Annotated in this window: 12 protein-coding genes and 2 pseudogenes; 12 read left to right on the top strand and 2 right to left on the bottom strand. The window is 58.9% G+C overall.

Annotation, left to right across the window (positions count from 1 at the left end; genetic code table 11):
* Positions 1-335 precede the first annotated feature (335 nt).
* The 5 genes from HF916_RS50365 to HF916_RS04365 all read left to right on the top strand — a co-directional run bounded on the left by HF916_RS50365 (position 336) and on the right by HF916_RS04365 (position 4835).
* The gene (locus HF916_RS50365; protein ID WP_240975187.1) at positions 336-836 is read left to right on the top strand and encodes a hypothetical protein; all 501 of its coding nucleotides are present in this window, start codon (positions 336-338) and stop codon (positions 834-836) included.
* Entirely contained in the window at positions 808-1206 is a 399-nt protein-coding gene (locus HF916_RS04380; protein ID WP_168787652.1) for a hypothetical protein, read from the top strand. Before HF916_RS50365 ends, HF916_RS04380 begins: the two co-directional genes overlap by 29 nt.
* A complete protein-coding gene (istA, locus tag HF916_RS04375; RefSeq protein ID WP_168787653.1) occupies positions 1199-2677 on the top strand; it encodes an IS21 family transposase in 1479 nt (492 codons plus the stop codon). Before HF916_RS04380 ends, istA begins: the two co-directional genes overlap by 8 nt.
* Positions 2664-3455, top strand: coding sequence for an IS21-like element helper ATPase IstB (gene istB / locus HF916_RS04370; protein ID WP_206001714.1), 792 nt, complete (start codon positions 2664-2666; stop codon positions 3453-3455). The genes istA and istB overlap by 14 nt, the downstream gene beginning before the upstream one ends.
* A 672-nt stretch (positions 3456-4127) precedes the next feature.
* Complete coding sequence (locus HF916_RS04365; protein ID WP_431311390.1) at positions 4128-4835, top strand: IS6 family transposase; 708 nt, start codon at positions 4128-4130, stop codon at positions 4833-4835.
* A 168-nt stretch (positions 4836-5003) separates the two neighbouring features.
* On the opposite strand, the gene HF916_RS04360 is transcribed toward HF916_RS04365, so the two are convergent.
* Positions 5004-5879 (bottom strand): LysR substrate-binding domain-containing protein, encoded by an 876-nt coding sequence (locus tag HF916_RS04360; protein ID WP_168787940.1) that lies wholly within the window; start codon positions 5877-5879, stop codon positions 5004-5006.
* 196 nt (positions 5880-6075) lie between these two features.
* Here HF916_RS04360 and HF916_RS04355 point away from each other — a divergent pair, with 196 nt between their 5' ends.
* The 6 genes and pseudogenes from HF916_RS04355 to HF916_RS04330 form a co-directional block, all read left to right on the top strand.
* Complete coding sequence (locus tag HF916_RS04355; protein WP_168787939.1) at positions 6076-7101, top strand: putative 2-aminoethylphosphonate ABC transporter substrate-binding protein; 1026 nt, start codon at positions 6076-6078, stop codon at positions 7099-7101.
* A 57-nt stretch (positions 7102-7158) separates the two neighbouring features.
* Complete coding sequence (locus tag HF916_RS04350) at positions 7159-8844, top strand: putative 2-aminoethylphosphonate ABC transporter permease subunit (protein WP_168787938.1); 1686 nt, start codon at positions 7159-7161, stop codon at positions 8842-8844.
* 81 nt (positions 8845-8925) lie between these two features.
* Positions 8926-10179, top strand: coding sequence for an NAD(P)/FAD-dependent oxidoreductase (locus HF916_RS04345; protein WP_168787937.1), 1254 nt, complete (start codon positions 8926-8928; stop codon positions 10177-10179).
* 41 nt (positions 10180-10220) lie between these two features.
* Complete coding sequence (locus HF916_RS04340) at positions 10221-11339, top strand: putative 2-aminoethylphosphonate ABC transporter ATP-binding protein (protein ID WP_168787936.1); 1119 nt, start codon at positions 10221-10223, stop codon at positions 11337-11339.
* A gap of 116 nt (positions 11340-11455) precedes the next feature.
* On the top strand, positions 11456-11644 hold the full coding sequence (locus HF916_RS51920; protein WP_168787935.1) for an IS4/Tn5 family transposase DNA-binding protein: 189 nt from the start codon (positions 11456-11458) through the stop codon (positions 11642-11644).
* Positions 11602-12360: pseudogene (locus HF916_RS04330) on the top strand (electron transfer flavoprotein-ubiquinone oxidoreductase); the annotation flags it as partial. The gene HF916_RS51920 and the pseudogene HF916_RS04330, both read left to right, overlap by 43 nt.
* 150 nt (positions 12361-12510) lie before the next feature.
* On the opposite strand, the gene HF916_RS04325 reads toward HF916_RS04330, so the two are convergent.
* Positions 12511-13545, bottom strand: coding sequence for an IS630 family transposase (locus tag HF916_RS04325; protein WP_206001742.1), 1035 nt, complete (start codon positions 13543-13545; stop codon positions 12511-12513).
* A 233-nt stretch (positions 13546-13778) separates the two neighbouring features.
* Here HF916_RS04325 and panC point away from each other — a divergent pair.
* Positions 13779-14617: pseudogene (panC, locus tag HF916_RS04320) on the top strand (pantoate--beta-alanine ligase).
* The last annotated feature ends 25 nt before the right edge of the window (positions 14618-14642 follow it).

Below are 14642 nucleotides of genomic sequence, written 5' to 3'. Positions count from 1 at the left end.
AACCTCGGCAGCCTGCCAAGTTATCAGCAGGCCATCGACCAGCGACTGGATCCCTGAGCCAGCACGTCAGGTCGCGGCATCCTCAAGGAACGGCGCGGTCGTGGACGGTCGTGGGTGTCATTGGCGTTCTGAAAGTCGTTTAAATCTGTCGGTCTGAAATCCACCTCTTCGCTGGTTTTCTTCGGGTTCGTCTATTTATCAAGGACGTGACTCTTCTTGCGCATTTTCTTCGTTCATCCTAGGCGTTTTCTTCCTTTATTGGTCCCGTTTGTCGGGATCAACCGGTTAAGGTTGCTCGCGGGTGGTGGCGCATGATCGGCGCAAGGGGGCCGATCATGAAACGCCAACGACAACGGCAGTGTTCCGGTTGCGGAGCGTTGTTCCGCCCGGACCCGCGCAACGTCAGACACCAGCGGTATTGCAGCGCCCTCGCGTGCCGTCAGGCGAGCAAGGCGGCCAGTCAGCGCCAGTGGCTTTCCCAATCTGAGAATCAGGACTACTTCCGCGGCCCGCAAAACGTCGCGCGGGTGCAGCGCTGGCGCGAACAGCATCCAGGATACTGGCGGCGTTCAGGTGTGCGGGAGGGCGGTGCGTTACAAGATGACTCCTGCGTGCAAGCCATTGAAACAAAAGAGGAATCGCCATTCTTAACGGGCGATGCGTTACAAGATGTCCTGTCGGCGCAACCCGCCGTGCTGATTGGGTTGATCGCCCATCTGACTGACAGTGCGTTACAAGAAGACATCGCGCTGAGCACCCGGCGCCTGCTACAACTGGGACAGGACATTCTGAGCGGGAGACGCGAGCATGGTGATCAAGCGGGTCATCTGCCCTGAGCGGATCCGGCAGGTTCCGGCGCAGTTCAGCTGGATCGATCACCGGCTGGTGCGCGAGCGGTATATCGAGCGCTGTGACGCCTGTGCTGCCGCGCTGTACCTGTTTCTGGTCACCGTTGCTGATGCCCAGGGCCTGAGCTACTACGCGGACACGTCGCTTGCGCAGCGGCTGTCGATGGCCCCGGCGCGCCTGTCGATGGCGCGCAGCGATCTGGTGCGTATCGGCCTGATCGCCTGGCAAAGGCCGCTGTATCAGGTGCTGGCGCTCGATACACCGCCGCCGGAGTCGGCGCCGCCCGCGCCTGCTCAAGCCGACGTGGCGACCCATCTGGAGCGGCTGCACGCGGCGCTGGGCAAACGCCATGCTTGATTACGAGACGTACTGCAGGATCCGCGACTGCCATGACCGGCAGCATCTGACGATCACGCAGACGGCGCGCGCGCTCGGGCTGCATGCGCAAACGGTGGCGAAATGGATCAGGGCGGGCGCGTATCAGCCGCGCCGCTCGCCACGGCGCGCGAGCCGGCTCGATCCGTTCAAGGCGCAGGTGGTTCGCTGGCTCGATGCGCATCCGTATAGCGTTCAGCAGGTCTTCCAGCGCCTGCGCGAAGCGGGCTTCGAAGGCGGCTACACGATTGTGCGCGACTATGTGAGCGCAATCCGCCCACCGCGACACGAGGCGTTCCTGAAACTTGCCTTCACTCCCGGGGAGTGTGCCCAGATTGATTGGGGCGAATACGGCACGATTGATGTGGGCTCGACGCGCCGGCGACTGTCGTTCTTCGTCATGGTGCTGTGCTATAGCCGCCTGATGTATGTCGAATTCACCGTGTCGCAGACGATGGAGCACTTCCTCGCATGCCATGAGCACGCGTTCGCAGCCTTCCATGGTTGCCCGGCCAGGGTGATGGTGGACAATCTGAAGTCAGCGGTACTGCAGCGCCTGGTGGGCGAGGCGCCGGTGTTCAATCCGCGCTATCTGGATGCGGCGCGTCACTGGGGATTCGACATCGTGGCCTGCAATGTAGGAAAAGGCAACGAAAAAGGACGGGTCGAAAATGGTGTAGGTTACGTCAAGAAAAATCTCCTCAACGGGCTTGAGCTCGCCGGGTTCAGCGCGATCAACCCCGCGGCCCAGCTCTGGCTCGAGACCATCGCCAATGTGCGTATACACGGTGAGACGCACCAGCGCCCCGTCGATCTGTTTGCAGCCGAGCAGGCGCATCTGAAACCGCTGAATCCATCAGCCTACGATGTCGCACGCATTGTGACGGTGCGTGCCAGCAAGCAGTTTCGCGTGGCGCTGGACACCAACCATTATTCCGTGCCGGCCCGGTATGCGAGTGCGCGTGTGACGCTCAAGGCATATCCCGAGCGGGTCTGCATCTACCACGACAACCAGCTGATCGCCCGACATGTGCGAAGCTACGATCGCCATCAGGATATTGAGGATCCCGAACATCCCAAGGCACTGCTCGCACAACGCCGCAATGCCCGGGAACAGCGGCTGATGATGCAGTTCCTGAAACTGGGCCCGCATGCCCAGGCCTATTACGACGGACTCGATCAACGACGTACCAATGCGCGACAGCACGTGCGAAAGATCATCGCATTAAGCGAGATCTACGGCGTCGAGGCGGTCGGGCGTGCCATGCGTGATGGGCTTGCGTTTCACGCCTTCAGTTGCGAGTACATCGCCAACATTCTGGAGATGAAAGCCCGGCAGATTCCCGAAGTCGGCGCGCTGCACCTGGTCCGCCATCAGGATCTGCTGGACATCGAACTCGCGCAACCGGATCTCTCGCACTACGGACCGGAGGAGCCCCATGACGAAAGCTGAACACACCACCATGCACCAGCGCAAACCCGCCATCGATACGTTGCCTGCACAACTCACGGAACTACACCTGAGCTACGTGCTGCAACATTACGAGGCACTGGCTGGCGACGCGGGCGCGCAGCACTGGTCGCATGTCGACTATCTGGCCCACCTGATCGAGGGCGAAGCGCATCGTCGCGAGGATCGTAGTATCGCCCGGCGCATCGCCCTGGCCCGTTTCCCGATACTCAAGACGCTCGACCAGTTCGAATGGAGCTGGCCCACCCACATCAACCGGCTGCAGATCCAGAACCTGTTCCGGCTGAACTTCATCGAAGAGTCGGCTAACGTGATCTTCCTCGGCGGCGTCGGGCTCGGCAAGAGTCACCTGAGTATTGCGCTCGGACATACCGCGTGCCTGCGCGGCTACCCGGTGCTCTTCGCTAACGCGGTGGATATCATTAACTCGGTGAACGCCGCCTATGCGCATGGCGGCCTCAAACGCGAATTGCGCCGCTACGTCAAACCGCGCCTGCTTATTGTCGATGAACTGGGATATTTACCCATCGATAAACAGGGTGCCGACGCGCTGTTCCAGATCATCAGTCAACGATATGAAAAGAGCGCAACCATCATCAACTCCAATCGTGCCTTTAAACACTGGGCTGAGATCTTCAACCACGACACCACGCTCACCTCCGCGTTGCTCGATCGCATCCTTCATCACGCCGAGACTGTCGTCATCGAAGGCAAAAGCTATCGGATGAAAGACCAGATCGACCCTGATCCTGCCGCTTGACCGTCTTCAGCATAGTGAGTTTCAAACCGTCCGTTTTGCGTGACATTCGCGCCGCTCCTGACAGTGGGCAGCCAGGGTGTCTTGTTGAGCCCCATTTCAGCCTGCGCTGCACGAGAGATCCCTCCTATTCAGGGAGGCAACCCACCCTTCGCAGATTCGTATAATCTTTCAATTGCCTTGCATATTTATGTCAAACAGGATTTAATGAGGCTGTGTGCATTCCTGATTGTTCGGCCAGCTTGTTTCAGATTGCCGGTAGCCATCTCCACCCGGCAGCGAACGGCGATTGGGCGGATTCGGCAGCGCTCGCGGCATCGACTGAGTGCGTCGCTTCATAGGCGTACTGCCGACGCCCGATTGTCCCTTTCCGACTTCGGTCGAGCGGCCGTAGATGGCCGAACCCGGTCCGACTTTGAACCAGCGGAGTGGATCGCCTTTGATCGGTCCGTGCCGCGCAGAAGTCGACCCCTTGCGGGCATCGGCAAACTACTTCGAATGGTCGAACTTTGCCGGGTTGCAGTCACTCAACCTGCGGTTTCCGTGTCAATGAGTCGTCTCGCACGGACACGACGAACAGGACCTGATTGCTCTCATCGGCTCTGGTGCAAATAGCGCGGGGACGAATCGGTTAAGGTGTCGGTCTGAACGAATTGAGAACCGCCGATGAGCAAGCTGAAGAGTCTGGAGGAACTGTTCGCGGGCCGTCATTTTGACCGCGATGTGATCATTCTGTGTGTTCGCTGGTACCTGCGCTACAAGCTTAGCCTGCGCGATCTGGTCGAAATGATGGCGGAACGGGGGCTGTCGCTGGCGCACACGACGATCCTGCGCTGGGTGCGTCGCTTTGCGCCGGAATTGGTCAAACGGTGGAACCGCTTTTGCAGATCCACCGGCCAGTCGTGGCGTGTCGACGAGACTTACCTCAAGCTGCGCGGCAAGTGGGTCTATCTTTATCGTGCGGTGGATCGGGCTGGTCAGACGGTCGACTTCATGCTCAGCGCCAGGCGCGACGTGAAGGCGGCAAAGGCGTTTTTCAGGAAGGCAATCAAACATCAAGGCCAGCCACCGAAGACTATCACGCTTGATGGCTACGCCGCCTCGCACCGCGCCGTGCGCGAGATGAAGGCCGATGCCTTGCTGCCGGAGGACACGAAGGTCCGATTCTCGAAATATCTCAATGCTATGGTCGAGCAGGACCACCGCAACATCAAGTCCCGGACGAAAGTCATGCTCGGCTTCAAACGTTTCCGGAACGCAGCGATCACTCTCTCAGGTATTGAACTGGTACACCGTATTCGCAAGGGCCAATTCAGCCTCGCGAAACTCCGCCTCAAAGATACCGCTGCGCCCGCAATCTGGGTGGCCGTCCTGTCTGCCTGATCAGGTATCCTTTATAGACAAAATATCTCGTCAATATCGCCTATTTGCACCAGAGCCGTCATCGGTAAGTTCGAATAAGCGGCCTGTACCCGCTGGCCTTGATCGCCAAACCGTTCTCGAAGACTAACGGTTGCCTTCTCTTTCGTCACATTCCTAGGAAGCTATTTCTTAGAGCCGACGAAAACTCTGCGCTAGCCTGAAGAATTCCTTAATGCTAGGGGTGTTCTTCCGGTTCTCCCGGCACGCGACATATTCCGTGAACTGCAGTTCCGGATCGTTAATCCGGATGCCAGCAATGTGCGCGTCGTCGTTTGGGAATTCAATCTCGCTCATGACCGAAATTCCCATGCCCGACGCTACGGCCTCACGGATGGCTTCCCGACTGTCCATTTCCATCGTGTTCTGAACCAGAATTCCGGCGCGTTCCAAGCTCCTGGTCAGGAGTTGACGAGTCAGGGAGGTGGGCTCGCGCATGATGACCCGCTCATTCGCGAAATCGGTGAGATCCATGGCCTCCTTTCTCGCGAGCGGGTGGGTTCTGGGGATGACGGCGACTAGCGCGTAGCGGATCCATGGTTCCGTATAAAGCTGGGTATGTGGCGCGCCCAACGCGGCCACGATCGCCACGTCCGTTTCGTAATTCAGTAGATCCTGGGTTACGTTCCTCGCGTTGCCAGTATGAAGAGAAACCTTAAAGTCGGGGTGTAGTTCCATGAAGCTTGCGAGCACCGACACGACGTGCTTCGGGCCGTCGGCTCCGACCTTCAACCTGCCGGCCTGCAACTTTTGGCTGCGGTTGAGCAGGCCGTCGATCTGCTCCTCGTGTCGGAAGAACTCCCTGCATTGCGCGAGTACCGCTTCGCCCGTGTCGGTCGGTACAACAGTGCGCCCCCGGCGGTCCAGCAACCGGATGTCGTAGGTTTCCTCGAGCTCCTTCACATGGCTCGAAAGCGTGGATTGGCTGACGTTCAATACTTGGGCTGCCCGAGTAAAGCTCCGCTCAGTCGCCACGGCATAAAAGGCTCGCAGGTACAGGTAGTTCACGTGTATTCCCCTTCATTCAATCGACCTGGTCAATATTTGCTATACATATTGCCCATAATCTATCGACTGGGTCAATACTTGACATGCAAATTACATATTTGACAAATAAAATCGGCTACGCAAATCCCACCATAGCTCTGATGTTGCAGCTTTCGGGGTGGGGATAGACGAAACGCTATAAGAGGAAGAAATCATCATGAAAAGGCACTGGCTTAAGGCTCTTTGGATTGCCGCATCGATTACCACCGCTGGAACGGCGCTCGCGGAGCCGACCGAGTTGACGGTCTACACGGCGTTCGAGACCGATGACCTCAAGGCATACAAGCAGGCTTTCGAGGCGAAATACCCCGACATCAGAATCAACTGGGTGCGCGACTCGACCGGCGTTATCGCAGCCAAGCTGCTGGCGGAAAAGGGCAACGAGCACGCCGACGCGATCTGGGGCCTGAGCGTGACCGATGTCGAGCAGTTGAAGAAAGATGGTGTCATTGCGCCGTACACGCCAGCTGAAGCCCAGAAAATTCCGGCCAAGTTTAAGGATAGCGACCAGCCTCCTTCATGGGTCGGTACCAACGGTTATGTAGCAGCCATCATCTACAACACGGTAGAGGGCAAGAAAAAGAACATCCCGCAGCCCACCACGTGGGAGGACCTGATCAAGCCTGTGTACAAGGGGCAGATTGTGATGCCCGATCCGGCATCGTCAGGTACAGGGTTTCTGTGTCTTTCCGGGTGGATTCAGGCTTGGGGCGAGGCCAAAGCATGGGCCTACATGGACAAACTGAACGAGAACATCAGCCAATACGCCCATTCCGGCAGCGCGCCGGCTGTCCAGGCGGGGCGAGGTGAGGCCGTTGTCGGTATCGCTTTCGAATTACGCGGCGCACGCTTGCTGCAGGATGGGGCTCCGATCACGGTGACGCTGCCGACGGATGCACTGGGGTGGGATCTGAACGCGGTTGCGGTCATCAAGGGCTCCCCGCACCTTGCCGACGCCCAAAAGCTGGAGGACTGGGCGACCTCGGAAGAGGCAATGAAGCTCTATGGGAAATCGCGCGTGGTGATCGCAATGCCGCAGTACGGCGCGAAGCTTGATGGCCTGCCCGCCGACGAGACAGGCCGCTTGCTAGTCCAGGACTTCGGGTGGGCAGCGAAAAACCGTGAGCGGATCATCCAGGAATTCGAGAAGCGCTACGGTGCCAAGGCCCAGCCCAAGAGCTGATTGTCCCCTAGCCGATCTTTCGAATCTTTAATTATCTCTGTCCATAGGGAATCCAGCATGTCTACGGTGTCAGTTCGTTCCAGGCTCGGTCATGGGCGCGTAAGCGGATCGCCCCTCGTACTGATCACCTTGACGGCTTTCCTTACGCTTTTCTCAATATTGCCACTGGTGTTTGTCTTCTGGCGAAGCCTGCAGTCCCGGGACGGGGCTTTCGTCGGATTGAGAAATTACCAACAATATTTCGAGGGCGGCGGGGCATATCACATCATTTCCAACACGCTGACCATTGCTGTTGTCAGTACCGTGCTAACGATTGTTCTGGCCTATCTGTTTGCGCTCTGCCTGACTCATACCTGCGTGCGCTTCAAGGCGCTGTTTAGAGGCGGTGCGCTGCTGCCGTTATTAACCCCAACGTTGCTGTCAGCTATGGCCCTGACCCAGTTGTTCGGCACGCAGGGCTACCTGAACGGTTTGATGATGGGGCATTCAATCTACGGCCCAATAGGCATTATCGTCAGCATGACGATTTCCCGCTTCCCCCATGTTTTCCTTCTCATCAGTACGGCTATTACCTTATCGGACAGTCGACTCTATGAGGCGGCAGAGTCGCTGAAGTCCGGCCGGTTCAAAGCTTTCCTGACGATCACACTGCCTGCAACCAAGTATGGGCTGATCAGCTCAAGCATCGTCTGCTTCACGCTGTGCGTGACCGATTTCGCCATTCCCAAGGTAATCGGAGGCGAATATGCAATGCTGGCCACTGAAATCTACAAACAGGTCGTCGGTCAGATGAACTTTCAGACGGGAGCGGTGGTCAGCATGGTCATGTTCATGCCGGCGCTGGCGGCCTTCTTCGTTGACCGCTACGCGCGCAAACGCCAGCAAGTCGCGCTGACCTCGAAATCTGTGCCTTTCGTTCCCCGCCCGAGGGCAGGGCGCGATGCTCTTGCGCTGGCCTATTGCGTTCTGGTATCGATCGTGATGGTGGCCATGATCGCCATTCCGGCTTATGCCTCTTTTGTCAAGTTCTGGCCATACAACCTGGGCTTGACCTTGCGCAACTACCACTTCGACCAATTCGACGGTGCCGGGTGGCAAAGCTACTTCAATTCGCTGCGCATGGCGATTCTGGCGGCAACTGCAGGGACCGTGCTGACGTTCTCGGGAGCTTGGCTGGTCGAGAAGTCGACGGCACCCCGGTGGCTGCGTGATACCTACCAATCGATGACCTTGCTGCCACTAGCCGTACCGGGTTTGGTGCTCGGGTTGGCAATGCTGCTTTACCTGAATGCGTCTGGCAATCCGCTAGGGGTTCTGTATGGGACGATGAGCATTCTGGTCATCACCACGATCATTCACTACTACACGGTTAGCCATTTCATAGCAACGACTTCCCTGCGTCAACTCGACCCCGAGTTCGAGCTGATCTCGGACTCTCTTAAGGCGTCCAGGATGCAGGTACTCCTTGGGGTGACCTTGCCGCTATGCGTGCCGGCACTGCTGGATACCTGGATCTATCTGTTCCTGAGTGCGATGAACACGGTATCGGCAGCGATATTTCTATACAGCCCGCACACCATGCTTGCGTCGGTGGCAGTGGTCAACATGGACGATGCCGGATCGTATGCGCCTGCGGCGGCGATGGCCACCACCATGGTTGCCACGTGCATTGTCATGCGGATCGTCCACCTTGTGGTCAGTTCGGCCCTTGCCAGAAAGACGCAGAAGTGGCGCGGCTCATGACGGCTGGCTAGGCCGCATTCCAGACCATATGTAGTGCGCTTGTTTATATGATAAGTATGCCTAATGTTTATTGGAAATGTCATGCGAAATAGTGTTGATCGGGCCGAGGTGGTGATCGTCGGTGGCGGGTTGCTTGGCACTTCAGCCGCCTATCACCTGACTCGGGCGGGAGTGACCGACGTTCTGCTGCTGGAGCGCGGCGAGCTGGCCACGGGGGCATCCTGCCGCCCGGCAGGTTTTCTCAATCACACGCGCTCGGATGTCAGCACGATCAGGATGATTGGCCGGACCCGCGCGGCGATCAAGGAGCTGGAGCAGATCCTCGGCGAGTCGATTGGCTTCCACCAGCATGGCTGCGTGCGCGCCGCGTTCAGTGAGTCGCGCGAGGAGGAAATGCGCGCGCTCGAGTCTGTCATGCGTGGAGCCGGGCTGAATGTCCACGAGATCGACCGGCAGGAAGCTACCGCGCGCGTGCCTTGGCTGAAATTGGACGAGGCGCGGCGCACGATTTTCGTGCCCGAGGATGGTTACGCGGATGGGGCACTGCTGGCGTCGGCCTATGCACGCGCCGCGCGCCTAGCGGGGGCAAGGATTCAGCGAGGGATCGAAGTCACGGGTCTCCTGCAGGAGGGCGGCGAGGTAAGCGGCGTGATGACCTCGAAGGGCGTCGTGCGTGCGCGCTGGGTCGTCTGCGCCGCAGGTGCCTGGGAGATGGCGTTGGCCGCTTCGATCAATTTCGGATTCCCAGGGGCGCCGACCCGTAGCCATTACTGGATCACGGCGCCAGATGGTACGAGCACGGCGGGTCAACCGAATGTCTATTTGCCGGACTTCCGGGCCTACATGCGTCCTGAAGTCGGTGGCCTGCTGATTGGTCTGCAGGAGCCGCTGTCGAGAACCTACGATCCCATGCAACTGGAGCCGGACATGAACGACATGAATCTGGTCGACGAGACGGCCGACACCGATATGTTGCTCGAACATGCAGGCGCGCTGAAATCCGTTGCGCCGCGCATCGAGGAGTGGGGTTTCGCGCATCACATCAGCGGACTGTCGGTTTACACCCCGGACGGAAAATTCGTCGTGGGCCGACCGGCTGGCACCGAGGGACTCGTCGTGGCCGGTGGTTGCTGCGGTTCGGGACTGGCTGGCTCGGGTGGATACGGCGAAGTCGTGGCCAGCATCATTACCGGTCAGCCGAGCGAGATCGACGCCAGCGTCTATGAGCCGAACCGCTTCGGCGTAGTAGACCCGACCAGTCAGGCGTTCCGGGATCGCTGTGCAGTTGCTCGTGCAGGTAAGAGTCGGGGCAACCTGCCGCCAGGAAATAAGTGAGCTACAAGTTGCGGAGCCAGTCTGTGAAACAGGATCTTTTCATGAATACGATGCCCGGGCACCTCGCTCGTAGCGATTATCTCGTGGTACGCGACCTGTGGAAGCGCTACGGTGACTTCGCTGCGCTCAAGAATATCAACCTAGAGATCGGTGAGGGGGAATTTGTCTGCTTTCTCGGCCCGTCGGGCTGTGGGAAGACGACTTTGTTACGCGCCATAGCGGGGCTGGATCCACAGTCCACGGGAACAATCAGCCAGGCGGGCCGTGACATTTCTCATCTGCCGGCCTCACGGCGCGACTACGGCATCGTATTTCAGTCCTACGCACTCTTTCCGAATCTCACCATCACGAAGAACGTCGCGTTCGGACTGGAAGCAACAAAGCAGCCCCGCGATGCCATATCCCGGCGTGTGAGCGAGTTGTTGAAACTGGTGAGCCTCTCGGACCATGCGCAGAAATATCCGGCTCAGCTTTCCGGCGGACAGCAGCAACGGGTGGCGCTCGCACGCGCGATGGCAACATCTCCCGGGTTACTGCTGCTTGACGAACCGCTGTCTGCTCTTGACGCAAAGGTCCGCGTCCATCTCCGGCATGAAATCAAGGAACTGCAACGCAAGCTCCGTGTTACGACGATCATGGTCACGCACGACCAGGAAGAAGCGCTTGCGATGTCGAACAGAATTGTGGTGATGAACCATGGGGTGATTGAGCAGGTAGGCACACCACAGGAAATCTACTGCGAACCTCGAACTCTCTTCGTCGCCAGTTTCATTGGCGAAGCTAACCAATATCCAGCCAGTACCCGCGATAGTCGGTCTATCGCAATCGGTGATCTGGTCTTGCAATGCCGTCCGCATGAACTCGGCGCGGGTGTGCGCGCCACGGTAGTCATACGGCCTGACGATGTTGTCATCCACGATGCCTCGGAAAACAAGGCGGAATCTGCAGGAAATAACGTGCTGGAGGCCCAGATCGAGTCGATGGAATTTCTCGGATCGTTCTGGCGTATCAGGATGCGCTGCAAGCAGCTACGCAATTGGCTGCTAGTAGTGGATTGTCCGATCGAAGCGCAGCGCCGCTGGAATCTTGTTGAAGGCGGCCAGATCGCGGTGACTTTTCCGCGGGACCGCCTGCTCGTTTTCAAGCAGGAAGACGAGTAGGTTTTACGCATCTCCTTACACAACTCGACGCTTCCGGAAACGATGACGGAGTAACAAAGCTGTCAGAAGGGGGTTGTTAACAATGCGGATTTCGCGTTTATTCTCGGATTTTCGGCATGAAGATCCGAGACGACGCGGGAGCATGGGTGGACGAGGAATTTGAGACGCTGGATCTGGGTGATCCACGGCGAGACCGGCGCGCGAAGGAGCTGGTCAAACGGTTCGCCAGCCGACCCACGGCCAGCATTCCGGGCGCGTGTGAAGGCTGTCGTACGGCGCGCGGGCGATTACGGCGGGCGGCCTGATGTCGCTGCCGAAGCTGGTGTTCCCGGGTGGCGCGCTGGTCGGCGACGACGCGGGCTTCCTGAACGCGTCGCGGATCAAGGGTTCGCATGCGGCGATCAAGACCGGCATGCTGGCCGCCGAAGCCGCCTTCGATGCGGTACAGGCCGGACGCCAGGCCGATGAACTCACCGCCTATCCGGAAAGTTTCAAGACTTCGTGGCTGCACAGCGAGCTGCATCGCGCGCGCAACTTCAAGCAGTGGATGAGCAAGGGGCTGTACCTCGGCACGCTGATGGTCGGCATCGAGCAGAAGCTGCTGGGCGGCAACGTGCCGTGGACGCTGCATCATCAGCATTCCGATCACGAGATGCTCAAGCCCGCGTCGCAGTGCAAGCCGATCACGTATCCGAAGCCGGATGGCAAGCTGACCTTCGACCGTTTGTCTTCGGTGTTCATCTCGAACACGAACCACCAAGAAAATCAGCCAGCGCACCTGACGCTGAAAGACCCGTCGGTGCCGGTCAGCGTGAACTGGCAGACCTATGCGGGTCCGGAATCGCGTTATTGCCCGGCAGCCGTGTACGAGTTCGTCAAGAACGACGACGGCAGCGAACGCCTCGTCATCAATGCGCAGAACTGCGTGCATTGCAAGACCTGCGACATCAAGGATCCGACCCAGAACATCGTGTGGGTCACGCCGGAAGGTGGCGGCGGCCCGAACTATCCGAATTTGTGAGGGAGCGTTAGTTAAGAACCTTGGGTAGCGTTTCGGAGGCGCGTCGGAGCCGGTCGAGGAACACGGGGGGCGTCTGCGCCTGACTCCTTTCATGATTGAAGTCTGATTCAGTGGTATTACTGACAGGTGCATCAAATAGTGCGCAACTGATCAAGCGGCGTAGCGGACATGTTTTTCTTTGAACAGGTTGCGAATCACGTGAGGTTCCTTTTGTCGACGATGCAGGTGGCTGCGGATATGCCGGATCATTTCCTGTTTGTTGGCCGGACGGCTCTTGCCCAGCGCGTTGGTTTTCACGTCCTGATTCAACAACTCGTCCGGGTTCAACTCGGGACAGTAGCCTGGCAACCGGATCAGACGGAGGCGATCCGCGTTTTCGGCGGCGAACTTTCTGGCGGCAACGGACCGGTGGACCGGATGACCATCGACGATCAGGTAGATCTTGCGCGTTGCCTGTTTGATCATGCGCTTCATGAACTCGATGAACGTCGCATTCGTGAACGTGCCCTCGAAGACCATGAAGCTCAGTTCGCCGCGGTTCGTGATCGCCGAAATCATGTTGCAACTGAAACGCTTTCCAGTCGCCCGCACCACCGGTGTTTCGCCCTTCAAGGCGAAACTGGTGCCGCTGACGTGGTCGCTGCGCAACCCCATTTCGTCGCCCCAGTAAATCGTTGCGCCTTCCTGCTTCGCCTCTTTCGCGATCTGCGGATAGTCCTCGTTCAACCAGCGCTCAATCTCTGCATCCTTTCTTTCGTACGCCCGTCGCACCGGCTTCTGCGCGCTCATGCCCCACGCCTTCAAGTATCGCCCCGCCGTCCACTTCGATACCTTGATGCCGTACTCCAGCTCGATCAGCTGTGCGACCGATTCACGGGTCCACAGGTAGAACGGCAGCGCCAGCTGGTCCGGCATCCGCTCAATAATCAGCTTGCGCATTCGCACCGCCTGCGTATGCGTCAGATGGCCGCTTCCTGGTCGGCGGCCACGCTTGCCGGCACGCAGCGCCCTCAATCCGCCTTCACGCAACTGCTTCATCCACCGGCTTATCGCTCGCAGGCTCACGCTGTATGTCCGCGCCGCATCGGTTTGCGACATCCCATTGTGCACGGCCTGCACCACCATCTTCCTCAGGTGCGCCTGCGTCGCCTGGTCCAGTTTTCGGGCATCCGTTTTCGTCTTCATAACCCTACAACGCATCACGCCGTATTTGGTGCACTCGTCAGTAAGAGGATTTCATGTTTAGCTGAGCCTGTACTTCTAGCGAAGTTGACCTTGGAAATGAAGGCTACTACGCAAAATATTTTGCGTAGTAGCGGCAGGAATCGTTCAACCCGCCATGCGCATCGTGGAGATCTCTTCGCCCGCGCAGGCGGTTCATCGCATAGATGTTGTCGTGATCAGGAATTTTTGTACAAGTGAAAGTCATCAGCTCGATCCATGAATTGCGCGACCAGTTGCGCGGCCAGAATCGCACCGCCTTCGTGCCGACCATGGGCAATCTGCACGAGGGCCATCTGTCGCTGATGCGCCTCGCGCGCCAGCACGGCGACCCGGTGGTCGCCAGCATCTTCGTGAACCGCCTGCAGTTCGGCCCCAACGAAGATTTCGACAAATACCCGCGCACGCTCGAAGCCGACATCGACAAGCTGCAAAAGGAAGGCGTCTACGTGCTGTTCGCGCCGACCGAGAAGGATCTGTATCCGGAACCGCAGGAGTACCGCGTGTATCCGCCGCATGATCTGGGCGACATCCTCGAAGGCGAATTCCGCCCCGGCTTCTTCCAGGGCGTGTGCACGGTGGTGATGAAGCTGATGTCGTGCGTGCAGCCGCGCGTCGCCGTGCTCGGCAAGAAGGATTACCAGCAGTTACAGTAATGATCGTGCGCAGCATGTGCCACCAGTTCGCGCTGCCGACCGACATCATCGCCGCCGAAACCGTGCGCGACGCCGACGGCCTCGCGCTCAGCTCGCGCAACCGCTACCTGCAGGCCGCCGAGCGCGCCGAGGCGCCGATGCTGGCCGCCGAACTCAATCGCGTACGCGACGCGGTGCTATCCGGCGAGCGCGACTTCGCCAGGGTCGAACAGGCGTCGATGGCCGCACTGGCCGCGCGCGGCTGGCAGCCCGACTACGTCACGGTGCGCAAGCGCTCGGACCTGCTGCCGCCCGGCGCGCAGGAAGCCGACGCGCAACTGGTCGTCCTGGTCGCGGCCAAGCTCGGCACGACCCGTCTGATCGACAACCTCGAAATCTGAAGCGGTCACTGAAGCCGTAACTGAA

This window comes from Paraburkholderia aromaticivorans, from assembly GCF_012689525.1.
In the GTDB taxonomy this organism is placed as follows: domain Bacteria; phylum Pseudomonadota; class Gammaproteobacteria; order Burkholderiales; family Burkholderiaceae; genus Paraburkholderia; species Paraburkholderia aromaticivorans_A.
Note: the sequence above shows the minus strand (reverse complement) of the source record. Positions and strands in the feature narration are given on the sequence as shown.